Genomic DNA, 26,824 nt, shown 5'->3' with positions numbered 1-26,824 from the left:
ATATTTTAAAGCAACGCATGTTGTTTTAATAAGCATAAAACCAATACTGAAACAGAACAACCAACAATAGTGAACGAATGTTGCTATAGCAACAATATTGAAAAATTGTCAGGTGGGATGAAGAAATTGGGAACAAAAGTAAGGAATATACGAATGACATCAACAAAGCAGTCTTTGATTAATGCCTTTGTTAGCTTAGTGAATGAAAAGGATTTTGACAAAATATCAATAGCAGATATAACAAATGGAGCTCAGGTGAATCGTGCTACTTTTTATGCGCATTTCAATGACAAGTACGAATTGTTGGATTACATTATTAATGATTCAGCTGCTGCTGTGATTGAAAAACGCACATTAGGAGTGGTAAAGTTCGATCAGAACAATATCATTCAACTCGTTCTAGCTGTATGTGATTTTCATCAACAACCGAATATTCAATGTCGCCGCAGCTACTTAAGCCTTGCACCGCAATTGAAAGAAAAAATGTTAATGGAGTTAAAAAATTATTTGCTGAGAAGTTTGGATAACATATTTTCCGATTCAGAGAAAAGTTTTTACGTATCTATTTATGCCAATATCATACACGAGGCTGGATATTTATGGGCTTCTGGGTATACAACGTTTGATAAAGAGGAAATAGCCAAGAAAGCCTCGTTATTAATAGCAGGAGATCATTCTAAAATATCGGAGGGAGAATGGTTATAAACCAGCATGAAACGATAACGGATGGTCTATTTTAAAAATTGACTTCTATGTACCAAAAACGAGATAATTAGATAAAGCCAATGCGTATAAACATCGTACTATGCAAGCTTAACATGGAGGTGCAGCAATGAGTGGTATGAAAAAAACCTTAGGCATCGCGGCCGGCAGCTATGCAGTCGGACTTGTTGTTTATTGGGTTACTTCTCCCTATATAGCGATTGCCATACCCGCTGTCGGTTTGTTAGTCGCACTGTCGTTAAGGCAGCGCGGCAGGAAAGAAATCAACGAGCCAACCCGCGAGCCTGAGCTTCAGCACAGACCGCAAAACACGCCAATCCAACAGCAAGGCGCAGGTTCCACAGCACCAGCACAAGCACCGCAGGCTGTACAAGCTGTTCCAGCAGCTTCCAGCACGCAGCCGATATTAGATCCGGAGCTGGCTTCTGCGCTAGAATACATCGGTATTATTGAAGATATGATTTTACTCGAGGGCAAGCAAAACAATTTAGACGATGAGATCGTGCAGAAAACACTCGCATTGCTCTCGCGCCTAAATCGGTTAATTCCGGATTTGGTCGAGCTGGGCGACGCCAGCATTAATCACAATATCGTTCGGCTGGTGAGGAAGGATCTGAACTCGACCATTAATCCCTTTCTGCGGCTAAGCGGCGAAGCGAAACGCCAGAACAGGCGGCTTTTGCTGGATGGCATTAAGGACGTCGATTCGAAGCTTACCTTTTATACGAAAACGATTGAACAGAAGGACCTGATGGAGCTGCGTACGAAGGCTGAATTAATTCAACAACGTTATCGTCTTACCGACTAATGAAGGGGGAAACTAGCCATGTCACAACAACTCGTGCAATTGAAAAATGAAGATCTCCAGAAGCTGGAGCAAGAAGTGCAAGTCACGATGCAGAAGGTAGCGACAACGGATGCGATGCATCTGGACACGCTGATGGATGAAATTACGAAAAAAGGCCAAAAGACGCTGGAGCGCTCGGGGCAGACACTAACGATGCTGGAGCGGCCGTTGTCGGATCTGATGTCAGGGAAGCGCTCTGAGGTTGCGAACAATATGCTCAAGCTGCGCAGCGAGGTTGAGGATTTGAGCCGAAGCAAGCAGCTTACGCTCGTGCAGAAGCTGCTGCGCAAGGCGCCGATGAAGGCTTACATTTATAAGTACCAGTCAGCCAAGTCGAACGTGCAGGTGATCGTGAAATCATTGCGCGACGGCCGCGACAATCTCGAAGAGAACGTCGTGCATATGAGAAACCTGAAGCGCAGCAGCCTAGACAACGTCTATGACCTCCAGCTGCTTGTCGAATACGGCAACCGTCTCAAAAAAATGTTCGAGGATGAGATTGCAAAACCGGAAAACGAGCACCGGAAAACCTATTTGGAGCGCGGGCTCCGGAAGGTTGTTACGAAGCTTCAGACTTACACGGAAATGATCATGCTTTATCAGCAGGCCATTGCTGCCACTGATATTATTAATGACACGAATGACAAGCTGATGGATGCGCTCGACAGCTCGATTGATAAAACGCAGCATCTGATGTCGGTATCGGTATTGATTGCCAGTGCGATCGATGATCAGATGAAAGCGATCGAAGCGGTCAATTCCACGAATGAGATGCTTGGCAACCAATTTGCCGAGAATGCACGCTTGCTTAACGAAACCAGTGAGAAGGCGAACCAAGCGCTGACTAAGCCGGCCATGAGCATGGAGCTTGTAGAGCGCGCGATGTCTGATCTATTCTCGGCGATGGACAAGTATGAGAACTCCAACCGCCAGATCATTCAAACCGTTTCGCAGCAAACGGAGAAGATGACCCAAATCAATCAAAAAGTTGGCCAGCGCCTAGGAATTCAAGCTGGATCTGGAGCTAGCCAGACAGAGCTGCCGGCATCGGCTGCCAAGGGCTTTTTGGAATAAGAAGACACATAGATACAAGCGTACAGCGACCGCATGGGACTTGAAATAAAGTCCTGGCGGCCGCTGTTTTTTATTTTTCACGCAGCTAACTTTGGCTTAATCCCGCAATAACCATTCATAAACCATGGATCACCGGCATAGCCTTAAAGAAAAAAAGAGGTGATCCTGTTATGATTGGCAGCATAGCCCTGGCAGTGCTCCTTATCGTGTTGATTGTCGTTGCGAGCTCGGAACGAACAGAAGCTATTTTGCAAGAGATAAAGTAATCGCTAGTTTCGTTTATCTCTGATTTGGTATAATAGTAAGAAATTATACTGACGGATCGGAGGTATTCCATTTGGAGTTTACCTATGAAATTATATCGGAGTCTAATATTAATATACGGTTTATATATGGTGGGGAATGGTTTACCTTCAACCTCTTTAACCGAGATGGCCAGTGGGTGCTTCACCCGTTCGATTCATCCCTCATCCGCAACAAAGATATGAGCAGGCTGGTCATTGCCGATCTGATTCAGCACAAACCGTTCCAAGTTATGCTGGCCAAAGAAGGCATTATTATTTCGGAGCTGAATACATCGATTCCGCTGGGGAATCAGCCGGAGATTGAGGCGGAATATGAGGAGCTTCCTCGGATTGGACGAGGCTCGGATCGGATTTTTGATGAACAGCGCTCCCCCTCTAACCATGAAGATGTCAATATCGATCAATTAATTGAGGAAAATGAGCTGGAGGACCTGATTCAGCTGGAGCTCGGGCTAATCGAAGCACGGCAAAATATGTACAATCAAATTTTACACCGGATGTTCATGGCTGATTTAGGTCCAACTGATCCCGAATTCCAAAAAATCCAACAAATCGTCAAAGCCTATGGCGAGGCGAAGTCAAGGCTTATGGCGATACAATAACGTCGCCGCTTCCTGTATAATAGGAGCATTGAACTGTTTTTGGAGGAGATTGGATTGGCACAGCTTTATTACAAATATGGAACGATGAACAGCGGCAAATCATTTGAAATTATTAAAGTCGCCCATAACTATGAGGAGCAAGGCAAGCAGGTGCTCATTTATTCGCCATCCGTCAGCGCAAGAGGAAGCGTCGACCGCGTAGGCTCGCGTGTAGGATTTGAGCGGGAAGCGATTCCGGTCCAGGAGAATACGAATCTTTATGAGAGCGTGAAGGCTCTTGTCGCGGCGGCGGTACCTTCCAAAATTTATTGCGTGCTTATTGACGAGGCACAGTTTTTGAAAAAGCATCATATTTTAGAGCTGACCCAGGTCGTGGACGAGCTTAACATACCGGTCATGGCCTTCGGGTTAAAAAATGATTTTCAGAATCAGCTGTTCGAAGGCAGCTATAATTTGCTCGTGCAAGCGGACAAAATCGAAGAGATTAAGACCATTTGCTGGTATTGCGACCGGAAAGCAACGATGGTCATTCGCTTTAATGACGGGCAGCCGATGAATGCCGGCGCGCAAATTCAGATCGGCGGCAATGAGGACTATAAGCCGGTCTGCAGGCGCTGCTACAATGAGGCGTTTCGCAAGGCGTAGCTTGAAGCAAGCATACAGCTGCAGGGCTTTATCTAACCTAATACGCGCACGTAAAGGAACCTCCGGCCCCGCTTTCGCAGCGGTGCAGGAGGTTCCTTTGCGTATATATAAGAATTTATAAGTTTTCACTTATAAATGTGCTTATATATCTCCGCGAAACGATAGCTTTTGCCACTGAGGACATCGACAGCCGTTTACGCTTGATTTATTGGATTATAGGTTGAATTCGCTCGGATTCAGTCCAAGCGTCGTACAGATATCGCGTACGGCAGCTTGCTCGCTAGCGTCAAAATCGCCGTCTGCCGCGCCGATCGCGCTGCACACACCCACGATTACCCGGCCAACCTCCGGTTTATTGCTGTATTTTGCAATTGCTTTAAGCGCTTCTTGCTTGCCGATCATGCCGTCAAACTCAATATTGCCTACAAAGTGGTTGAAACGGTTGATGACATCGCTCATATCAAAAACCTTCAGCTCTTCGCTGCGGCTGATGTAGCCCGTCATTTTTTGCTTTTCGTTCGCATTAATGGAACCGTCTGCTCCTGCTACGATAGCACAGCCGGCAACGACTGCATCCAAGAAATCTTTATTTTTTAATTTTTTGACCTGATCAGTTAGGCCTTGTTTGGTACTTGTCAGCCATGATGTAAATGAACTCATTTTGTTCAGCCTCCCGTATTGGAATTTATTTGGTGTACCTCTATTGTAAATACTTATGGGGGTAATTAGCAAATTTTGCGGAAAAAGGTCTATTTCTGCGGTGCTTGCCGCGGACCGTTTAACTTTGAAGGATGAACCTCGGACAGAAAATGAGGATGGCGAAGAGATCGCTGGAACCGATTGCAAAATGCCAAAAAACAACGCACATAATCACAAGAATGCGCCATATTTTCAAAACCCTATCAATTTTATACTTGTAGGTAATCTCGTCTGCAGCCTTGAGATGGCTATTATAGTTTTGAGGAGGGTTTGTTTTGAAAAGAAAGATGTCGATGATGACGGCAATGCTTTTGGTCGTATCGCTAATGACGAGTCTTTTTTCGGTCGGAGCGACGCCGTTGACGCAGTCAGGAGAAGGGCTTCCGGCGTACTTGGATCCGTCCAAAAGCGTAGATGCCCGGGCAGCGGATTTGCTTGCTAGAATGACACTAGAGGAACGTGCAGGACAAATGATACAGCCGGAGAAGGGCAATATTACGCCGGAGGAGGCTAAGCAGTATTTTATCGGCTCGGTGCTGAGCGGCGGGGGCTCCTTCCCAAATGGCAAGCAGCAGGATAGCACACGTGAGAATTGGCAGACGCTCATAGACAGCTATCAGGATGGAGCACTCTCGACGAGACTTGGCATCCCGTTATTGTACGGCGTGGATGGGGTTCATGGCCATAACAATGTGAAGGGGGCGACATTGTTCCCGCATAATATAGGTCTTGGAGCAGCGAACAATGCAGAGCTCGTCAAGCAAATCGGTGCCGCAACCGCGAAGGAAATACGTTCGACGGGTGCAAATTGGGATTTTGCCCCGACCATTGCCGCTCCGCAGGATATTCGCTGGGGCCGTACCTATGAGGGTTACAGCGGCAGCCAAGCGATTTCCAAGGAGCTAGGCGCGGCATATATCAAAGGGCTGCAAGGAGAGACAGCTGCCGAGCGCAGCCAAACGAATCATGTCGTTGGCGCTGCGAAGCATTTTATCGGAGAAGGCTATACGGATAACGGAACAAATCAAGGGAATGTGACGAAGTACACGGAGGATGAGCTGCTCGCTAGCGACTTGGCGATGTATAAGGCTGCGGTAGATGCCGGCGTACAAACGGTCATGGCCTCGTACCATAGCGTTCAGGGCTTGAAGATGCATGCAAACAAGCGGCTTCTTACTGATGTGCTCAAGGGTGAGCTTGGCTTTGAGGGTTTTGTCATCTCGGATTACAATGCCATTCAGCAAATCACGCGTGATCAAGAGGGCAAGGCGGTGAGCGGTTTGAAAAATCAGCTGCTCACATCGGTAAACGCCGGCGTGGATATGTTCATGCTGACTGGCGATTGGAAAGCCAGCCTAAATCATTTGATTAACCTGGTTAAGGAAGGCAGCATTACGGAGGAGCGTCTGAACGATGCCGTACTGCGTATTTTGAAGGTTAAAATTTCATCAGGCCTGTTCGAAAATCCGAAGACGGATGCTGATTTGGCAGACTACCTCGGCGCAGACGAGCACCGTGCGCTAGCGCGCCAAGCGGCTGCGGAGTCGCTTGTGCTTTTGAAAAATGACGTCGTGAACGGTTCGCCGATCATGTCTCAGATCAAGGACATGGACAAAATTTTTGTCGCGGGCAAAAATGCTAACGATATTGGCAATCAATCAGGCGGCTGGTCGATCACATGGCAGGGCGCTTCCGGGGCAATAACGACAGGAACGACGATTTATGAAGGGCTTAAAGAGGCAGCAGGCGCTAACAAAACAGTAACCTACAACAAGCACGGCCGGGGAGCGGCAGGTTATGATGCTGCAATCGCGGTTGTAGGCGAGACGCCTTATGCGGAAACAACGGGAGACCGGACCAGCCTTAATCTGGACGAAGAGGATTTGGCGACAATTGCGAACATTCGGGCAGCCGATCCGAACATTCCGATCATCGTGGTACTCGTATCCGGACGTCCGCTCACGATTGCGGATCAAATGGATGACTGGGATGCGCTTGTGGCAGCGTGGCTGCCGGGCACGGAAGGGCAAGGCGTTGCGGATGTGTTGATTGGGGATCAAGAATTCAAAGGGAAAAATCCGATCAAGTGGCCATTCTATTTGACCAATTATCCCATTACGACTGAGGATAGCACGAATCTGCTGTTCCCTATCGGCTATGGCTTAACAAGCGGCCAAGCTACACCTGCATTGCCGGCTAAGCCGGTGCAGCCGGAGTCGCCGTCACTGCCGATACCGGGCAAAATCGAGGCTGAGGCTTTCACAGCGAAGAGCAGCGGGTTGAATACGGAAGATACGCAGGATACGGGCGGCGGCAAAAACGTCGGTTGGACTTCTGGTGGCGCATGGCTGGACTACTCCGTTAAGGTGAACGAGCCAGGCACTTATAAAGCGGCTTTCCGTTATGCAGGCAACGGCGGTGCGACAGGCATCAAAGTGAAGACGGAAGACGGAGCAACGGCGGGTACCTTGAATGTGGGCTCAACCGGCGGCTGGCAAAACTGGCAAACGGCTGAAGTGGAAAACATCGTACTGAGCAAAGCAGGCTTACAAAAGCTAAGATTAGAGTTTATTGCAGGCGACATCAACTTTAACTGGGTGGAGCTCACTCGCACGGGTGATGTGCCAGCCGGCGGCGGAGGCACAACTGATCCGGGTAATGGCGGAGGAAGTGAACCGGCGCTGATCAACGGGGCTGTTGAAGCTTGGATTTCGAGCGAACGGGACGCGGGTGACCGCAAATGGTATTATGCCGACCGTTACTTGGATGGGGACAAGAAGCTGGAGCAGCAAGTAAATCTTGACCTGACGCTCCCGAATGACAGTGCAGCAATAACGATTACGATTGATCCGGACAAGAAATACCAAACGATGCTCGGTATCGGATCTTCAATGGAAGAAGCAACGATTCATAATCTGGTCAAAATGTCGCCCGAGAAGCAGACAGAATTGCTTCGCAAGCTAATCGACAAGGACAGCGGCATCGGCATGAGCATGATTCGTCTGACCATAGGAACATCCGATTTTACGGCGCAGAAGTTTTATTCTTATGATGATTTGCCAGCTGGCGAGACCGATGTCGAGCTAGAGAAATTCTCGATTCAGAAGGATATTGATTTCGGCATCATTGGAACGGTAAAAAAAATGCAAGCGATCAATCCGGATCTGAAGTTTTTTGCATCGCCATGGAGCCCTCCGGGCTGGATGAAAACAACCGACAGTATGGTTAGAGGACAGGTGAAGGAAGAGTATCTTCCGGTTCTCGCTTCCTATTATGTGAAGTATCTTGAGGCTTACGCGGATCAGGGGATCTACTTCGAAGGAATGACGCTGCAAAACGAACCGCTTCTCGAAATTGATTATCCGAGCACGGCCATGTCATGGCAGCAAGCATCGAGGCTTGCGAAGCTGCTGCGGGCGAAGCTGGATCAGCACAGCAACGCTAAGATCAAAAGCGTGAAGCTATGGATGTTCGACCACAATCCGGGCGATACGATGGCATATCCGGCGCAAATTCTCGGTAATCCCGTGGATGGCGCATACGATGCGATTGAAGGAACGGCATTCCATGATTATGGCGGCGAGCTGTCCATGATGACGGAGCTTCATAAGCTGTTCCCGGAAAAAAGCGTATATTTGACGGAGCGGGCCGTTTGGGGTACCGCAGGCGCTGACCGGATCGCGCAATATTTCCGCAATTATGCAAAGAGCTATAACAGCTGGGTAACCATGCTGGACAGCGATATTTCGACGCATCAATGGGTGGGCATTCCTGACCCGACACCGGTGGTACAGGATTCCTCGAATCCGGATAACTACTGGCTTCTGCCCGAGTATTATTTGATGGGTCAATACACGAAGTTCGTGAAGCCTGGTTATGTGCGTATAGACAGCAACTACGGATCGGCATCGACGATTACGAACGTTGCTTTTGCAAGCCCGGACGGCAAAGAAATCGTCACGGTTGTCACCAACCAAACGAATGATCCGCAGCCGTTCAAGGTGCTGGTTGACGGGCTGCAAATCAATGCGGTCATTCCGGCGAAATCGACCGCAACCTATCGCTGGGACCGTACGCAGATTACAAGCGTGCCAGCAGCTATCGACGCAACGCGTTTTGCTTCGGCAGAGGGTCAATATCAGGTTAATCCAAGCGGCTACCTCGGCTCCTTCGCGGCAAATGCAACGGCTTCGTTTGACTATGCTGTTCATGTCGCAGAAGCGGGCGAATATGATATGGATTTGGCGCTGGCGGGCTACCAAACGGATGGCTCGGTAAGCTTTAAGCTGGATGGCGAGCCCCTCGTTACGCTTCCGGTAAAGCAGACGACGTACCAGTGGGATTATTTCGCTAATCAACGCATACGGGTTACCCTGCCGGAGGGTACGCATAAATTAACGATGACTGTGAGCAAAAATGATTACAACATCAAGAGCATTACGTTCTCGAAGGCGGCTGCGGAGCCGATTCAGCTCCCAGCACTTATCGAAGCCGGCAAATTCAAGGCATCCTTAAATGTGCTCGTAAATGGTTCGGCGGTGAGCTATGCAGATCCAAACGATTGGCTGGAATATCAGGTTCAGGTTCCGGCGGATGGCAGCTACGGCATAACCTATCACTATGCCACCGAGAATGAGGGCGCTAAAGCGGAGCTGTCAATCGGAGCAGAGGTGCTTTCTACGACTGCGCTTCCAAAAACAGCAAGCTGGGATTCATGGTCAACGGCGGCGGATACGGTTACCTTAACTGCGGGTATTCACAACCTGCGCGTTCGGATCGTCGATAAAGGCTTTAATTTGAACGCGCTGGCTGTCGGACCGGCTATTCTTGCGGATGCGGCAGTAATTACAGAAGGCGCTGAGGCAGGGCAAGAAGTGATCGTTCACCTACTTAATGACATTTACAAAGAGGAATTAACGGTATCGAATTGGTCGATCGAAGGGGTTGCGGGAACGGTAGTAGACAGCGTCTATCGCCAATCTGACGAATCGGCTAGGCTGGTTTTAGGAGGAGCGTCAGTCAGCGATTATGACTCTGACCGTACGGCAACCGTTACCGCGAGCGTATATGAAGCAGCTGCAGGCGGCGTGGGCGGAACGATGAGCTCCAAGGTTATTTTTAAGGCCATTAATGATACAGAATCTGTGTCGTTGTCCGAGAGTTCGGTTGCTTACGGCGTGAATGGCAAGGAGCTTATTCTTACGCTTGCTGGCGGAAGCTTTGCGGCAGACCAGCTGGGTAAAATTACTTTATCGGGACCAGCGGTTGCGCAAGGTGGCGTATCGCTTCGCGGAGCAGAACTTCTAAGTCCTACAACCGTGAAGCTGACGCTGAATTGGAACGAAATGGTATATTACAATGAGCTTGAGCTTCAGGCTAACGTTCCTGTTCAGGCTTACGATGATTCAACGGGCGGCACGACGCTAACGGCAAAAACAGCCCTGCTTGGAACGGAAAACGTAAAAACGCCGATTAATCTGCTGAGTTTTGATTCGCTTGCCGATTTCAACAGGCTAAAAGGGTTTGCAGTCACGGGAACAGGCAGCTCAGCCAAATTATCGCAAATTGATGCTGGTGATTACGCAGATTATTTGATAAATGTACCGGCATCGGGTTCATATGTCGTTACCTTCAAGGTGACGTCAAATAGCCAGGTCGTAAACGGAATCGTACTGGAAGCGCAGAACGGTGCAATCCGGAAAACGCTGACCGTACCTAATTTGTATAATCAAGTGGTGGAAATGCGCGTGGTCTTGGAGCTGAACGAAGGTGATCAGAAGCTGCGCATCGCATCCGGCGCATCCGGCTATGAGCTGAGAGGGATTAAGTTTGAGCCTCACACGGCACAAGTGATGGATCAAAGCGCCGCCATGAAAATCGAAGCGGAAAGCTACAGCCGTGCAGACGCGGCAGCCGTTCAAAGCAACATGAGCGGTGAAACGCTTCTGTTCAAAAACGTAGGCTTTATCGCCGCGGCAGGCTCGTTATATTTTGACGTAAATATCGCAAAAACAGGCTACTATAAAGTGACTTACCGTTACGCGACGCCGCAAGGAGGCGTAAGCGGCTCACTGTCGGTGAACGGCAGCAAGCTGTCGACTACACCGCTTGGCGCAAGCGGCGGTTGGGATGCCTACGTAGAAACCTCCGGCATTGTCCAGCTTGTGGAGGGCGCGCAGACGTTGCAATTCACAAGCAATAACGACGGGGCGAATCTGGATTGGATCGTGCTGGATGAAACGGAGGCGGTTGCGCCAATTACTGGCATTGCTGCGGTTCCGACAGCGTCGCTTAAAGCAGGAGCCTACAATGGGCCGAAAACGGTAACGCTGGCATCGGCAACGGAAGGGGCTGCCATTTATTACACGACAGACGGCTCGCTGCCAAGCCGCACGAACGGTACGCTTTATAGCGCTCCGCTTAAGCTGAACGATTTGACGGTGCTTCGTACAATCGCAATTAAAGAAGGCATGAAAGACAGCTATATTGCACCGTTCACGTTTGTGATTACGCCTGGAGAGGAGCCGCCGACGTCAACTCCTACGCCAACTCCGGGACCAGAAGCAACACCGGCGCCAACCGCGCCGACCGGCTTAGGAAATGAAACGGGCGGCAAAACGATTGCAGCACCGACTCCGGTAGTGGATGCCGCAAGCGGCTTGGGTAAAACCGTAATCAGCCAGACGATGATTGACGGCGCATGGAAACCGGGTCAAGGGCCAAGCGCTGCCGTTCAAACCATTACAATCGAGGTTCCGAGTGTAAGCGGAGCAAATGGGTACGAGGTGCAATTGCCTAAGGCAGCTATCAGTGAAGCTGCGCTGACGGTTCGTTATGAAATTAAAACGGGAACAGGCACCATCATCGTTCCTAGCCATATGTTGAAGCCGCTTGCCTCGGATGCGGCAACCGTATCCATTGTGATATCGAATGCGGACAAAACAAAGCTTAGCGAAGAAGCGCGCAGCGCAATCGGCAGCCGTCCGGCGGTCGAGCTGAACCTTTATGTGAACGGCGTTAAAGCGGAATGGAGCAATCCGGAAGCTGCCGTAAACGTATCGTTCAGCTATACTCCAAGCGCGGAGGAGCTGCTGGTCAGCGAGCATATTACGGTATGGTACGTTGACGCTGACGGCCAAGTAATTGCAGTGCCAAGCGGAAAATATGTGAAAGCGCAGGGTGCTGTAACCTTTGCGGTCAATCATTTTAGCAGCTATGGCGTTGTGCTCGTGAACAAATCGTTTGATGACCTAGGCAAGCATGCTTGGGCGAAGCAGGCGATTGAAGTGATGGCTTCCAAAGGCGTCATAAACGGCGTGTCCGAAAAAGCTTACGCACCGGCGCAGAAGGTGAAGCGCGCAGACTTTATTAAGCTGCTTGTTACTACGCTCGGCTTAAGCACAGCCGTTGAGGGCAGCAGCTTTACCGATGTGGCGGAGGACGATTACTATTACGACGAGGTGGCAGTAGCGAAGAAGCTGGGCATCGTGACAGGCCGCTCGGACGGGGCTTTTGATCCGAATGCAGCCATTACAAGGCAAGAAATGATCGCTATGACAGAAAGAGCATTAAACGCATCTGGCAAAAAACTGCAAGCAGGCAGCGTGGACCAGCTGAAAGGCTTCACGGATTTGAAGCAGCTTGCTCCGTATGCAGCAGATAGCGCTGCTCTGCTTGTTGCGAACGGTATCGTACAAGGCGACGGCTCCAAGCTTAACCCGCTCGGTCATACGACCCGCGCGGAAGCGGCGGTCATTATGTACGCGATTTACAACAAGTAGCACAATTGGAAAGTGGAAAAGAGGCTGTCCCGCAGGCATGATGCCTGCTGGGGCAGCTTATTTTCTTTTACGAAGCGTAGCTAGACTAACCCCTACATCATGAGCTTACTTCGCTCCATCATCCTATCGGGTCATCGCACCATCACACAAATGTGCCATTTCCTAATGGCTGCAGCACAAGCCGATCCCGCTGCCTACTGTCAGGAACGTAAGCCGCCGCTATTGCAGAAAGTACAACAGAAACCTTACATCCTCCCCGCTCGAAGGAGCTACGCTGCAGAAAATACAACGTAATCCGCCATTAACCAGCTCATTCAATTGAAACCCGAGATTCTATTGCACAAACTGCACTGTAGCAGAAGGCAAGTGTCCCAATAGCTGATTCTATTGCACAAACTGCCGTGTAGCAGGTAGAGAAGGCATGGTCGCACTTGTTAAGCTTGCTTCGTCAACGAATGATCGCTCCATTGCCCCATCGCCTACGCATATGGGCAGCAGCGCAAGCCGCCGCCATTGCAGAAAGTACAACAGAAACCTTACATCCACCCCGCTCGAAGGAGCTACGCTGCAGAAAATACAACGTAATCCGCCACTAACTAGCTATTTCAATTAAAACCCGAGATTCTATTGCACAAACTGCACTGTAGCATGGGGCTAGGGCTCGAATAGCTGATTACATTACACAAACTACAGTGTAGCTGGGGACGGAGCACCCGATCGCAGTTTGTTTTGCGCAAAATGAGCTACTGCTCGCTTGGAGAGACATTTCCAGCATCAGATTACATTGCACAAACTGCAGTGTAGCAGGGGACGGAGCACCCGATCGCAGTTTGCTGTGCGCAAAATGAGCTACTGCTCGCTTGGAGCGACATTTCCAGCATCAGATTACATTGCACAAACTACAGTGTAGCCGGGAACGGAGCACCGATTGCAGATTGTTTTGCACAAAATAAGCTACTGCTCGCTTGGAGCGAGGTTTCAATCAGCTTGCACCCAATCCGCCAACTGCCGAGACGGATTTTAATGGCTGCCGTATCACATCGATTCTATGAAAAGTTTTTCAAACTAGTCAGCAGCCGTTCACTCTATCAATCTCTCGAATACGATGACTGTATCAAATTGATAGGAGTTGATCATGTGTCCTTTTACTTTAAGCTGCTTTCGTATCAAGGGAGAAACGTGGAGGTTGTGCTCTCCAATGGCGAAGTACTATCAGGTGTTTTAATTTCAGTGGGCTTCTCCTACGTCGTTGTTCAAACCTTAAGCGTACCGGGATACGGAGGAACAGAGGATATCCTAATACGTTCGAGAGTTATTAATTATGTCCGAGTTCTTTAGGCAGGGCTGCACGGATGGTGGGCGGAGACGCGATTTGGTAGAACAGCTCATGAAGGATGAGCGGGCTTTGCCTCCGCTCAATAAGGGAAGCGATTTTTCTGATAAGGGAAAGCGAAGCGGTGTTCAGCAGCGTTTATCCGTCGTCATTCCGGCTCAAAACGAGGAAAGGACAATCGGGCGCGTTATCCGAGAGGTAAAACAGCTTTCACCTATTGAAATCATAGTTGTCGTTAACGGTAGCTCAGATCAGACGGAAGTGATCGCCAGGCAGCTAGGTGCCGCAACCATCGTATTTCAAGAGCCGCTCGGAACGGATGTCGGCCGAGCAATCGGGGCTTATGCAGCCTCAGGCGATACAATATTGTTCGTGGACAGCGATTTCGATATCCCGTGGAGAGAGCTTGCTCCTTTCTCCGATGCAGTACGGGAGAACTGTGATATAGCCGTAAATCGGCTGGATCACCATCTTGGCATGCGCATGCCTTGGAGCACGGTGACCGCCTTGAAAATTGCGCTTAATATGGCTCTGGGCCGAGAGGATCTTGCGAATGCGTCTCTGGTGAATGTCCCGTTCGCCATGAATAGGCGGGCGCTTGAAGTGATGCATTGGTCGACGCTGTTATGTCCGCCGAAGGCCTATGCGCTAGGGATGCTCGGAGGCTTGTCCATTAGAGCGGTGCATCGCATAGAAGTGGATCGCTTGAACCGGTATCGGCCCCATAAGCATAACAACAGGGGAATGAATCACTCCGAGGCAGCGATGCAAATCATAGGCGATCATTTTGAGGCTCTATATGCCATTCACGGAAGAAGGGAAAGGGAAGGAGTGATAGCGTGCAGCGAGAACCAGGTAAAGTGAGCATCGTCATTACTAACTATAATCGGGCAGCGTATCTGATTGAATGTTTGGACAGCTTGAAGAAGCAGACGCATGCGAGCACGGAAATTATTTTCGTGGATGATGCTTCGGCCGATAGATCCGTAGACGTCGTACAAGCATGGTGCGAGGAGAACGGTTTAGCGGGGACAGATGCTTTTGTCCTCGTTCGATTACCCAGAAATGTGGGCTTCTCCGGCGCGATGACGACGGGACTCTTTCTTGCTCGAGGAGAATATATCGCTGTGCAGGATGCCGATGATTTCTCACATCCGCTGCGCCTCGAGAAGCAGATCGCCTTTCTGCGCAGCCATCAGGATATCGCATTAGTTGGAACGAGCTATGCCGCCTTTGGAAATACGGGGCAACGGGTATACGAGCAGGCGAAATGGCTCCGGTACGGCGAGGAAATTAACAAGGTTTACCGAAATGGCGGGCACTGCGTTTGCCACGGCACCATCATGTTTAGAGGAGACGCTTTCGATCGTATCGGCGGATTAAGCCGCCGAATTGTCGGCGCGGAGGATTATGAGTTTATCGTCAAATTTTTGCACCAAAAGGAACGCATTGAAAATATACCCGAAATTCTCTATTACTATCGATTGCATACCGATCAACGATCATTGGCTTTTTATGCAAAAAAGGAGTGAAGCGAAATGATAAGCTCGCGGTTATCCGTATTAATGGCTCTGGACAGTATGGATGCCGGCGGCACGGAAACGCATGTTTTAAGCTTGACCAAAGCTTTGATACGCACCGGGCAAAGGGTGACGCTGCTCTCGGCGGAAGGGCTTTTGCGGCCCCAGTTCGAGGAGGCGGGATGCACGGTCTTTCTCTTTGATTTTCATGCAGCCCATGCGGTGCAGGTAGCACGCTTGCAGGAGATTATGCGATTGCAAGAGGTGGATTGCGTGCATGTGCACCAGACGCCGTCCGGACTGCTCACGGCAAGTGCGGCCAGCCAGCTGGGTATTCCTACGGTATTCACCGTTCATGGCACCTACTATCCGCAGAGCAGCATAAAGACGCTGATGAGCCTCTCCAAAGAGGTAATCAGTGTGAGTGCGCCTGTCCAAAAATATACGCAGCAGCTAGGCTTTCCCTCGGCGGTTGTGCCGAATGGAATCGATTTGCAGGAGTTTTATCCGTCTAACGGCTCGAGACTCCGCTCTGAGCTTGGCTTGCCTGATGATGCAGTCGTTCTCCTCTACGCAAGCAGGCTGGCATGGGGGAAAGGAACCGCCTGCGATACGCTGCTGCGGGCAATGAAGGATCTTCGCCGTTATGGTTGGAATCGCCTGGAGCTTGTCGTCATCGGAGACGGTCCCAAATTTGAAGCGATAAAGGAGCTCTCCGCCTTTATTGAGGAGGAGAGCGGTCAGAGGTTCATCCATGTTCTTGGCAAAAAGGCGCGAATGAACGAGTACTACAATATCGCGGATATCGTCGTCGGCACCGGCAGAGTTGCGCTGGAGGCGATGGCTTGCGGGAAGCCGGTGCTGGCCGTCGGCAACCATGGTTATTTCGGCTGGATCGAGCCTGGCAATTACGAGGAAGCATGGTCGCATTATTTTGGCGACCACGGGTCCTATACCGCATATTCACGCTATCTTTTTGCGAGCGAGATCGGGCAGGGCTGCCGCGATCTGCCGAGGCTGAAAACCTTGGGCGCAGAAGGGAAACGCTGGGTTGAGCGAAAATTCCATATCGACCCGATCATCCAGCAGGTATTGAACGTGTATCGTGCGGCAATCGCAATCGACAAAACATCATGAAGGGCGGTACGCCATGAAACGGATTTTGTATGTAGGCTGGATCGGTTTTAACAATGTCGGTGACGAGCTGATGTGGCTCTTATTCCGCGACTTGTGCAGATCCTATTTGCCGGATAAAAAATATGACGTGATTCCCTCCATCCCGTGCGTAGATATCCGGAATCCCGGTCCCTACGATACGGTCGTGCTCGGCGGGGGCTCGCTCTTAATTCCGGGTTATATCGATGTGGCTTATCAAGCAGCGCTGAAGAAAAAAAAGGTCATCATCTGGGGGAGCGGGCATGATCATCAAGAGTTCCCCCTGATGGACGCATGCGGTAAGGCTGAGGCTAATTTGGCTTACACGGGCGAAAATTCAGCGACCAATGAAAAGCTTGCGGAGCTGGTGCAGCTATCCGAATACTGCGGTGTCCGGGGTCCATTATCCTATCAATTTCTGAAAGATTCCGGCGCTTCGATGGCGGATGCCATCATAAGCGGCGATCCGGCTTTTCTTCTTCCGGCACCATCGCCGAGTAACCGATCCAAAGGCAGCCGTACGATAGGCGTCAACTGGGGAACGGCGTATAACCGCATATTCGGCGGCAGTGAGGAAAAGGTGGAACAGCAATTGGCAGAGGCACTGCGGCTATTGATCGCGCAGGGCTACCGCGTGAATATCTTCTCGGTTTGGGGGCCGGACAGAGAAGCGTGCAAGCGTCTATACGCGAAGCTGGGGGATCCCCGTAACGTCGAATTGGATCTTGAGCTTTACCATCACGAGGACCTGCTTGAAAAGCTGAAATCCTACGCACTGACGATTAACTTCAAGCTGCACGCGAGTTATCTTTCAGCTGCTGCAGGCGTTCCTTTTATCAGCCTTGGCTATCGCTTTAAATGTATTGACTTCGGGTTATCGGTTGGTCTGTCCGATTATGTGCTCTCTACGGGGGATCCTCAGTTGGAGCAAAGCATACTCGACCGAGTAGGCAAAATTGAAAACGAAGCGTATACGATCCGTGAAAAGTTTTACACGCACCAAATCCGTTATCGTGAGCTGCTGAAAAAACCGTTTTACGAGGAGCTGCTTTAAGGATGGAACGGAGCTGCCTAGAGGTGAAGAACCTTCGGGCAGCTCCTTTTTATGGATTTTTAAGGAAGCGGGTTGACATAGAAAAATAGTTTATGTTATATACAAAGAGGGATTAGCACTCAGAGAGTTTGAGTGCTAATATATAGGATGATGGTTTAACAAAGCTAGGCCAAGCCATCCTGTCAAATATCCATAATGATTTTATAATCGAAGAATGGAAAGGGGATCTATCCATGTCCAAACAACAGTTCAAAGCAGAATCGAAAAGATTGCTGGAAATGATGATTAATTCCATTTATACGCAGCGCGAAATCTTCTTGAGAGAGCTGATCTCTAATGCAAGCGACGCTATCGACAAGCTCTATTACAAAGCTTTAACCGATGAGCAGTTGGTGTTTAACAAAGAGGATTATTACGTCAAAGTGGTGGCTGACAAAGCGAACCGGACGCTGACGATTACAGATACAGGTATTGGGATGTCCAAGGAAGAGCTTGAGAATAACCTTGGTGTTATCGCGAAGAGCGGTTCCTTTGCTTTCAAGAATGAAAACGAGCTGAAGGACGGCCATAATATTATCGGCCAGTTCGGCGTAGGCTTCTACTCCGCATTCATGGTGGCGGATGTCGTTACCGTAACAACGAAGGCTTTCGGCAGCGACGAAGCTTTCAAATGGGAATCAACGGGAGCGGACGGCTATACGATAGAGCCAGCGGAGAAGGCTTCTGCAGGTACCGAAATCGTGTTGAACATCAAGGAGAACACTGAGGATGACCAATACGATGAATACTTAGAGGAATATCGCCTAAAATCGATTATCAAAAAATATTCCGATTTTATCCGTTATCCGATCAAGATGGACGTGAAAGGCCAACGTCCGAAGCAGGACAGCGAGAACGAGTTCGAGGAATACCAGGAAGAGCAAACCGTCAACAGCATGGTGCCGATCTGGCGGAAAAACAAAAACGAGCTTACGCAAGAAGATTACGATCAATTTTATTTCGAGAAGCGTTATGGCTTTGATAAACCGATCAAGCACCTGCATATTAGCGCTGACGGGGCCGTCGTCTACAATGCGATCTTGTATATTCCGGAAAATACGCCGTTCGACTACTATACGAAGGAATACGAGAAAGGGCTCGAGCTTTATTCGAATGGCGTGCTTATTATGGATAAATGCTCGGACCTGCTCCCGGATTATTTCAGCTTCGTTAAAGGGATGGTTGATTCCGAGGATCTGTCGCTCAATATCTCGCGTGAGATGCTGCAGCATGACCGCCAGCTGAAGCTGATCGCCAAAAACATCAACAGCAAAATTAAAAGCGCGCTGCTTGGCATCCTTAAGGATGACCGCGAGAAATACGAGACCTTCTACAAAAGCTTCGGAAGACAGCTGAAGTTCGGCGTATACAACGACTATGGCATGAATAAAGAAGTGCTGCAGGATCTGCTGCTGTTCCATTCCTCCAAAGAGAAGAAGCTTGTTACGCTTGATGAGTACGTGTCAAGAATGAGCGAGGACCAGAAGTATATCTATTACGCTTCCGGCGAGTCGATCGAGAGAATCGAGAGATTGCCGCAAACAGAGATGGTTTCCGACAAAGGCTACGAAATCCTTTATTTCACGGACGATATCGATGAATTCGCGATCAAGGTTGTCGCTAAGTACAAGGATAAGGAATTTAAGTCGGTATCCAGCGGGGATCTTGGCATCGAATCCGACGAGAAGGATAAGGAAACGGCGGAGGAGCAGGAGCAGCATAAAGAGCTCTTTGAGCAGATGAAAGAAATCCTCCAAGATAAGGTGAAGGCTGTCAAAGCTTCAAAACGTCTTAAATCGCATCCCGTGTGCTTGTCGACCGAGGGCGAGGTTACGATCGAAATGGAGAAAATATTGAAGGCAATGCCGAACAGCCAAGACGTGAAGGCGGACAAGGTGCTGGAAATCAACGTGAACCATGAAATTTTCGCGGCATTGAAGGATGCCCATGGCAAAGACCAAGCGAAGCTTAGCCTTTACACGAGCTTGCTCTACAACCAAGCGCTTCTCATCGAGGGCTTGCCGATTCAAGATCCGGTATCGTTCACGAATGACATTTGTAAAGTTATGGTTTAATCCTAGAAATAAGCGCAACGAAAACAACCTGCACGGGTCTATGCCTGTGCAGGTTGTTTTGTTTCTATATCTCCGCGAAAGAACAGCCATTAACGCTTGTAACGCTAAAGTATGATCTGGTTTTTGTTATTGTGATCATAAAGGCTGTAAGTATTTTTACCGCTGCGTTTGGCATGGTAAAGAGCCTGGTCTGCGCAGATGTAAAGCCGTTCGGAGTCCTCGGCATGTTCAGGCGCAATTGCAATTCCAATAGAGGCCGTAATGCTCAAGCTTTTTACAACATCTATTCCATGGATTTCACAAGGCCGTTTCAGCTCATCAATAATATGGCTAGCCGTTTCTATCGCTTCCTGGGTGTTTTCAATATAGCTCAGAATCACGGCGAACTCATCACCGCCTAAGCGTGCTGCCACGGCATTAGGATTCGTAACCGCAGAGCGGATTCGTTTGCCAACCTCTTTAAGAAAGGTATCGCCGGCATCATGCCCAAGGGTGTCATTGACCAATTTGAAATGATCCAGATCGATATGCAGCAGCGCTGTTTTTCTCTTCTTTTTCTTATTTTTCTCGATACTCGCCATCAAAGAGCTCTCAAAGGCCGCTCGATTGGAAAGACCCGTCAGCATATCATGGGAGGCTAAGTACACCGGTCTGGCTACCAGCCTGGTTATAATGTATGAAATGATGAGCGCTATGGCAATAGTCGCTAACAGCTGAAGCAAGAACACCTGCTTATTTTGATTCAATTTGTTTTGCAATTCCTGTTCATTGTAAACGATCTCAATAATGCGTTTATCGGTGAAGCGGGTCGCCGCGTCGTCGTATTCTATAGAATAGGGCACATAGCGATAGGTAACCTGATATCCTTCCCGCTCACCGGAAACCTCCTGTACGTTCGATTCCCGAAATGCTTTGCTGAAGGCGGGCATATTTTCATTGGAAACGACGAGGGATCTTCCGTCCTCTCCCATTTTTCCTATCGACTTGCCGGTTGTCGTAAAAATAGTAATGTCGTTGATATAGCTGTATTTTTGAATAAGGCTGCTGCTGATAACGAGAAAATTAAAGCTTTGGAAGATTGGATTACTTTCCATATAGAGGCCAAGCTCGATTAAATATTTATGATCGGGGGTAGGGATGTAGCTGTATTTTCTGATTTTCCCCGTATTCGTTTCTTGATCGATCCCATCTGCTACGAATTGCTCTCCTTGCAGCCGCTCCTGCAGAAGTCTGGAGAATGAGCCCTCGCCCTCGTCTTCAAAGCGGAGCCCGATATCCATCACAAAGCTGCTGTACAGGATGGTTTGCGTATCATCAATGATGTAAATATCCATGCCGTCCATTTCTTTTTTTAGCGCTTTGTAATCCCACGAAGCTACATTAGGATTATCGCGGTATTTTTGGAGCAGCGTATTGGAACTGGCCTTCATTTTTTTCTCAATGTCTTGATTGAAAATTTGAAATGCCTTGTCTGCAGCCGAGACAGCGGTAACGACCGTATCTTCAACCAAAGCGGATTCACGTTTATAACCCGTTATCAAGTTCTCCTTTAAACGATGCTGGTTGACCAGAGACACACTGAATGTCAATAAAATGCTAAAAATGCCCATAATGGCCATTATTTTAGCTTTGAAACGAAACGGCATTGTATGACCCCCTCGAAGCCGTAATATTGATAGGTCTAATGACCTAATCTATTTATCGGTTTACAAGTCTAATTCATTAACGAATTATGGAAATTTGTAAAAAAAAGGACTGTCACGCAAGGTCCAAAACCTTGGGACAGTCCTTTTTTACAAAATATAAGAAAGTATAAATTTGAACCTTATACGATGCTTATATTTCACCGCGAAACGAGCTTTTGCCGCCAAGGACGGCTTCATCCGTTTACGCTTGTTCATTCCGGGTTGTAATTTTTTTGATATTGCCGCGGCGTTAATCCCGTCCACTTCTTGAAGGTCGAGCTGAAGTGGCGTTCCTCTTGGTAGCCTACCAGCTTGGATACGGCGTAAATTTTGTAGCTTTGCTTTAGCAGCTCCTTGGATTGCTCCACGCGGTATTGATGCAGGTAATCCAAGAAGTTAACGCCAAGCTCCTGCTTGAAGAGCGAGCTGAGATAAGAATTGCTGACGAATGTTTCTTTGGCCGCAAGCTCTAGCGTGAGGTTCGTATTGTACCTTTGCTTAATAAGCTCGATGGTGGCGTGAACTGTGCGATGCAGCGACTTTTGCTTCGACACCGCCTCGACGATGCTTTGCACGATTTTTTGGAGCACGACGGAGCAGTCGTCAAGCGTCTCCATATTTGGAATTTGCTCCATCCAGTTAACGAAGCTGTCCTGCCATTCAATAGAAGCAACCTTGCGTTCCTTGGCGAACTTTTGCAGCTCGAGAATCAGACTCGTTGAGCGCAGATGCACCTCGGCCTTACTATAACCGGAGTTGCTTCGGATATGGGACATGCTCGCCTCTATGGCATCGACAGCTTGCTCATACTGCTCGTTTTGCAGCGAAACGAGCAGATCCTTCTCCATGCGATGCAGAAACGGATCATCCAGAATAGAGGTTTTTGAGGTGTGCGGTTTGTCAGCCCCCGCATAAAAGAAAATGCCGCCCCGTCCTTGATAGAATCGTCCTTCCATCGCTTCAAGCGCTTCCTGATAGCCGATATGGGCAAAATCGACGGAGGCTTGAGCCGAGCTGATCGATATGCTGATGGAAAGCTTTAAATAGGATTCCAGATTGCACTGGAGCATCTTCATCGCGCTTCCGATCGCATCGAGCGTGGCATGATCCGGATAATTGCCGATCCAAAGCATTTCGTCTCCGTGACGGAATACTTCAAGCTTTCCTTCGTATAGAGGCCGAAGCGTCTCTCCCGTAATATTAAGCAGCGCATAGCGAATGAGCTCCAAATCCCGTTTGGAGGCTGCCGCGTTAGGCCCTTTATTCGCATCAATCCGAATGATGCCAACCTGTATCTGCCCGGGCAGGAGTGTCAACTCGACCTCGTTCATGACGTTTGCGCGGTTCTCTAACGGCATTAAAGGCTGCTGGATCCACTGGGACAATATTTGATTTTTCAGCAGATGAATATTTCGGTTCCAGCTTTGATTAAGAGCATTAACCGCTTTATCCTCATTCTCGGAATCCTCGATTTTTTGCTTTAATTCCAAAATAACGCGTACGATATCATGCGGCATGCAGGGCTTCAAGAGATAATCCGATACGCCGAGCTTGATCGCTTCCTTTGCATATTCGAACTCGTCATAGCCGGTAAGCAGCACCGAGCGGAAATCATGGCCGGCGGCTTTGGCCTCTCTAATCAAATCAAGACCGCTCAGGTGGGGCATGCGGATATCGGTCAGAAGCAAATCCGGCGGGTTATTATGGATCATTTCCAAAGCCTGACGGCCGTTCTCGGCTTCACCGGCAATCTCTATGCCATAAAGCTTCCAATCGACAAGGGTAAGAATACCCTCCCGAAACGATTGCTCATCCTCCGCAATAATCATTTTAAGCGCCATTTGATGTGCCCCCTTGTTTGATTCGTATTTGAACTCTAGTGCCGAGACCCTCACGGCTTACAATCTCAAATTCCGCATGCTCATAAAATAAAGCAAGTCTCTCTTTAATATTGGAGAGCGCCATCCCTGAATGCGGTTCGTGCATTTGCAGAGTCTGCATCGGCTCATCGACTGGCGCTTGGTTTAGGCGCTGAACCTGAGACTCAGGCATGCCGGGACCGTTATCCGAGACCTCGAGAATAATAAGTGAATCTTCTTTACATGCCTTTACGTGAATATGGCCATTGCCGCCTGAAGGCTCAATCGCATGGATAATCGCATTCTCGACGAGGGGCTGAAGGAGCAGCTTCGGCATGCGGAAATGCTGGATGGACGTCTCCAAGTCAATTTCGAAATTGAAACGGGACGTGAAGCGTTTCTTTTGCAAAAACAAATAATTCCGCACCAGCTCCATTTCATGCTCGAGCGCTACCAGATCATTGCCGCTGTTGAGGCTTAAACGGAATACTTGCGAGAGCGAAACGACCATTTCGGATATTTCCTTATCTCCCTTCTGAACGGCGCTCCAATTAATCATGTTCAACGTGTTATAGAGAAAATGAGGATTAATTTGCGATTGCAGCGCCTTAAGCTCCGCTTCCTTCTGCTTCAGCCTCGAGGCATAAACGTCATCGATTAATGTTTTAATTCGTCCAACCATCGTATTATACAAATGTCCAAGCCTGCCGATCTCATCGTTGCCGTTGAAGTGGACCCGCTGCGTAAAATCTCCCGTTTGAAGCGCCCTCATCGAAAACATCAGCTTCTTCATCGGATTCGTAATGATGCGGGCGATGACCCAAGAGACGATGATCGTAATTAGTGTTACGACAGCCATAATGGAGAACGTAACAGAGCCGATATGCTTCAGCTCAAGCACCAGCTTGCTGCGGTCCTGAATAACGACGGTATGCCAGCCGGTAATATCCGAAATCGAATCGGAGACGATATACTTTTTGTTTTTCTTTAATACGGCCAATCCGCGTTCAGGATGAATCGTCGTCGTATCCTCCTGATTGAAAAAGGGCAGCAGCGTGATGGGCTTGCCGATCCACTGCATATCCGTTGCGGCGAGGACGATGCCCTGATCATTCATAATGAACTGCGCAGCCTCCTCATTGCCATGGTATAAGCTTTTGCTCAGTTTATCCGCATCCATTCCGATGACGAGGAGACCGCTGCGCGCATAGTTGTAATAGTTTTTGTAGGGCTTAATTAAGACGATTTTATGATGGTAGTCACCGGGCAAAATATAATCCGAGGGATAAAACATATCCCATATTTGCCCCGAAGGCGTCTTCGCCAATCGTTCATAATAGCGGGTTTTGGTAAATCCTTCAAAACTGATAGCGCTTGCAATACCGGTTTGCGTAATAGCAAACGGCTGCCCCGATACATCCTCCTTCGAGGTCGGATAAAGGATGAGCGATTGAATGAATTCACCGGTAACCATGAGCGGCAGCAGATTTTTGAACACCTGGTCACGGCGCTGAGGCGTATCCCCGTTTATAACCATGCCTTGAACCGTCGGATTCAAAAACAAATAATTGGAGAAACTCAATGTGCTCTTGGCAAAATAGTCCAGCTGGTCCTTCGTCTTGATCGCCATATTCAATTGGGATTGGCGAAGCTTATCCACGACCTCTCCGGAGGCGATGAAATACGAATATAGACCGGTAATGCCTACGGTAACAATGAGGAGGGGAATCACTAAGGTAAGTAATTTTCGCTGCAGCGTAATATGTCGAAATGGAGGAAAAAGAGCCCTCATGCCAATCCCCTTTTGCCATTCAAATTTGTGCTTTCAGTATACCAAGAATTAAATCCAGGCAGGGGGTTTTTGCCGATGATCCAAAAAATGAGGCATCTATTCTAAATTATGGCTCATATTTTGGCACCTAAGTTACACGTTATAATGGGTGCAGAACAGGGAACGCCTGGTCAACTAAATAAAGGTGGGGTAGCGATGAAAAAGATATGGATCACGCTCGTAGCGATGCTCATGGTCTTCACTGTGGCAGCATGCAGCTCCGGCAATAGCGGTACGAATGAGAACAAGGGCACGGCGCCGAGCCCGAGCAATGAAACTAAGGAAACGAATGCCGCGAATGAGGGCAAGGACGCCGAGCCGGTTACGCTTAAGTTTTTTACGGCACTGGCCGATCGCTCTAACGGAGCGGGTAAAATCGAGCAAGCCATCATCGATAGCTATATGGCAGAAAACCCGAATGTGAAGATTGAAGTCGAAGCGCTTCAAGATGAGCCTTATAAAGCAAAAATCAAGGTTTACGCATCGACTGATGCGGTGCCGGACATTATTCAAGCTTGGGGCCAAACCTCCTTCATCAAGCCGCTTATCGATAACAACATGCTGCTGGAGCTGAACGAAGCCGAGTTTGAGAGCAGCAACTTCGTGCCGGGCGCAAAAGATGGATTCTCTCAAGACGGTAAGTTGTACGGCTTGCCGCGCGGTACCGATTTCTTAGTTATCTACTATAACAAGAAGCTGTTTGACGACAATGGCTTGACGGTACCGACAACAACGGCAGAACTGCTTGAGGTGTCGAAGCAGCTAAGAGCAAAGGGCATTAACCCGATTGCAACAAACGCAATGGAAGGCTGGTCGCTGCCGATTTGGTTCGAATATGCGGCACAGCGCCATACAGGCGATTTCAATAAAATGGATGCGGTATTGAAGGGTGAAGGCAAATTCTCTGGCGATGCAGGCTTCCTCGCAGCGGCGCAGGATATTGCGGCTTTGGCAGACAGCAAAGGGCTGGCAGACGGCTTCATGACAGCGGACTACGGCACATCCCGCAACCTGTTCGGTCAAGGCCAAGCGGCAATGTATGTGATGGGCAACTGGGAAGCCGGCCTAGCAACGGACGAGAATTTCCCGGAGGAATTCCGCAATAACGTAGGCGCGATTTCGTATCCAGCCTCCGATAATGGCAAAGCAACAGACGTAGCGGCATGGTATGGCGGCGGATATTCCGTATCCAAAAATTCGAAGCATCCAGAGGAAGCGGTAGCCTTCTTGAAATATTTCTTCGCACCTGAGAACTGGGCGAAGCAGGTTTGGGAAACGGGCTCCGGTACGCCGGCTCAAAAGTTTGATCAATTTTTGACTGGCAACGAGACAGCGCTGCAAAAACAATTGGTGGATATTTTTAGCGCCATGACATCTTCCAGCGGAACACCGGTCCATGATAATGGAACGGATGAGTTCAAAACAAAGGTGATGGAAGCTCATCAGAAGCTATTCGGCAAGCAAATTACGCCGGAACAATTTTTGACGGAGATGGATGCGGCAGTCGCCGTGTTGAAGTAACAGATTAACCTGATAGCTGCGGAGGCAGACGAATCTATTTCGACTGCCTCCCCTTCTACAGAGAGAGAGCGGGGAG

At 49.0% G+C, this 26,824-nt stretch carries 18 protein-coding genes; 14 read left to right on the top strand and 4 right to left on the bottom strand.

The window, feature by feature from the left end; genetic code table 11:
- The first annotated feature begins 126 nt into the window (after positions 1-126).
- The 5 genes from AC1DLI_RS13390 to AC1DLI_RS13370 all read left to right on the top strand — a co-directional run bounded on the left by AC1DLI_RS13390 (position 127) and on the right by AC1DLI_RS13370 (position 4,196).
- Positions 127-705 (top strand): TetR family transcriptional regulator, encoded by a 579-nt coding sequence (locus AC1DLI_RS13390; RefSeq protein WP_477603302.1) that lies wholly within the window; start codon positions 127-129, stop codon positions 703-705.
- 127 nt (positions 706-832) lie between these two features.
- A complete protein-coding gene (locus AC1DLI_RS13385; protein ID WP_477603300.1) occupies positions 833-1,531 on the top strand; it encodes a hypothetical protein in 699 nt (232 codons plus the stop codon).
- An 18-nt stretch (positions 1,532-1,549) separates the two neighbouring features.
- Positions 1,550-2,644, top strand: a complete 1,095-nt coding sequence (locus tag AC1DLI_RS13380) for a toxic anion resistance protein (RefSeq protein ID WP_477603298.1) — start codon at positions 1,550-1,552, stop codon at positions 2,642-2,644.
- A 337-nt stretch (positions 2,645-2,981) separates the two neighbouring features.
- Positions 2,982-3,551: a hypothetical protein gene (locus tag AC1DLI_RS13375; RefSeq protein ID WP_477603296.1), complete on the top strand. Its 570-nt coding sequence runs from the start codon at positions 2,982-2,984 to the stop codon at positions 3,549-3,551.
- Positions 3,552-3,605: 54 nt separating this feature from the next.
- Positions 3,606-4,196 carry a thymidine kinase gene (locus AC1DLI_RS13370; RefSeq protein ID WP_308997721.1) on the top strand — a complete coding sequence of 197 codons (591 nt, stop codon included), beginning with the start codon at positions 3,606-3,608 and terminating at the stop codon, positions 4,194-4,196.
- A 213-nt stretch (positions 4,197-4,409) separates the two neighbouring features.
- Here AC1DLI_RS13370 and AC1DLI_RS13365 read toward each other — a convergent pair whose 3' ends face one another.
- A complete protein-coding gene (locus AC1DLI_RS13365) occupies positions 4,410-4,856 on the bottom strand; it encodes a tellurite resistance TerB family protein (RefSeq protein ID WP_477603294.1) in 447 nt (148 codons plus the stop codon).
- Between the two features lie 314 nt (positions 4,857-5,170).
- On the opposite strand from AC1DLI_RS13365, the gene AC1DLI_RS13360 reads away from it, so the two are divergent.
- From AC1DLI_RS13360 to htpG, 8 genes are all read left to right on the top strand, one after another.
- Positions 5,171-12,676: a glycoside hydrolase family 3 N-terminal domain-containing protein gene (locus AC1DLI_RS13360; RefSeq protein ID WP_477603292.1), complete on the top strand. Its 7,506-nt coding sequence runs from the start codon at positions 5,171-5,173 to the stop codon at positions 12,674-12,676.
- A gap of 421 nt (positions 12,677-13,097) precedes the next feature.
- Positions 13,098-13,289 (top strand): hypothetical protein, encoded by a 192-nt coding sequence (locus AC1DLI_RS13355; RefSeq protein WP_477603290.1) that lies wholly within the window; start codon positions 13,098-13,100, stop codon positions 13,287-13,289.
- Between the two features lie 524 nt (positions 13,290-13,813).
- Positions 13,814-14,014: a hypothetical protein gene (locus AC1DLI_RS13350; protein ID WP_477603288.1), complete on the top strand. Its 201-nt coding sequence runs from the start codon at positions 13,814-13,816 to the stop codon at positions 14,012-14,014.
- Positions 13,998-14,873: a glycosyltransferase gene (locus tag AC1DLI_RS13345; protein WP_477603286.1), complete on the top strand. Its 876-nt coding sequence runs from the start codon at positions 13,998-14,000 to the stop codon at positions 14,871-14,873. The genes AC1DLI_RS13350 and AC1DLI_RS13345 overlap by 17 nt, the downstream gene beginning before the upstream one ends.
- Positions 14,849-15,541, top strand: coding sequence for a glycosyltransferase family 2 protein (locus AC1DLI_RS13340; protein WP_477603284.1), 693 nt, complete (start codon positions 14,849-14,851; stop codon positions 15,539-15,541). Before AC1DLI_RS13345 ends, AC1DLI_RS13340 begins: the two co-directional genes overlap by 25 nt.
- A 6-nt stretch (positions 15,542-15,547) precedes the next feature.
- Positions 15,548-16,666, top strand: coding sequence for a glycosyltransferase family 4 protein (locus AC1DLI_RS13335; RefSeq protein WP_477603282.1), 1,119 nt, complete (start codon positions 15,548-15,550; stop codon positions 16,664-16,666).
- 13 nt (positions 16,667-16,679) lie between these two features.
- Positions 16,680-17,738, top strand: coding sequence for a polysaccharide pyruvyl transferase family protein (locus AC1DLI_RS13330; protein ID WP_477603280.1), 1,059 nt, complete (start codon positions 16,680-16,682; stop codon positions 17,736-17,738).
- Positions 17,739-17,971: 233 nt separating this feature from the next.
- Positions 17,972-19,852 (top strand): molecular chaperone HtpG, encoded by a 1,881-nt coding sequence (gene htpG, locus AC1DLI_RS13325; RefSeq protein ID WP_477603278.1) that lies wholly within the window; start codon positions 17,972-17,974, stop codon positions 19,850-19,852.
- 104 nt (positions 19,853-19,956) lie between these two features.
- Here htpG and AC1DLI_RS13320 read toward each other — a convergent pair whose 3' ends face one another.
- The 3 genes from AC1DLI_RS13320 to AC1DLI_RS13310 form a co-directional block, all read right to left on the bottom strand.
- On the bottom strand, positions 19,957-21,498 hold the full coding sequence (locus tag AC1DLI_RS13320; protein WP_477603276.1) for a diguanylate cyclase domain-containing protein: 1,542 nt from the start codon (positions 21,496-21,498) through the stop codon (positions 19,957-19,959).
- Between the two features lie 251 nt (positions 21,499-21,749).
- Positions 21,750-23,378: a response regulator transcription factor gene (locus AC1DLI_RS13315; RefSeq protein WP_477603274.1), complete on the bottom strand. Its 1,629-nt coding sequence runs from the start codon at positions 23,376-23,378 to the stop codon at positions 21,750-21,752.
- Positions 23,368-25,188: a sensor histidine kinase gene (locus tag AC1DLI_RS13310; RefSeq protein WP_477603272.1), complete on the bottom strand. Its 1,821-nt coding sequence runs from the start codon at positions 25,186-25,188 to the stop codon at positions 23,368-23,370. The genes AC1DLI_RS13315 and AC1DLI_RS13310 overlap by 11 nt, the downstream gene beginning before the upstream one ends.
- Positions 25,189-25,383: 195 nt before the next feature.
- Here AC1DLI_RS13310 and AC1DLI_RS13305 point away from each other — a divergent pair, with 195 nt between their 5' ends.
- Positions 25,384-26,748, top strand: a complete 1,365-nt coding sequence (locus AC1DLI_RS13305) for an ABC transporter substrate-binding protein (RefSeq protein ID WP_477603270.1) — start codon at positions 25,384-25,386, stop codon at positions 26,746-26,748.
- Positions 26,749-26,824 lie beyond the last annotated feature (76 nt).

Source organism: Paenibacillus sp. 01T443, assembly GCF_056398325.1.
This window is presented reverse-complemented; position numbering and strand designations above follow the sequence as displayed.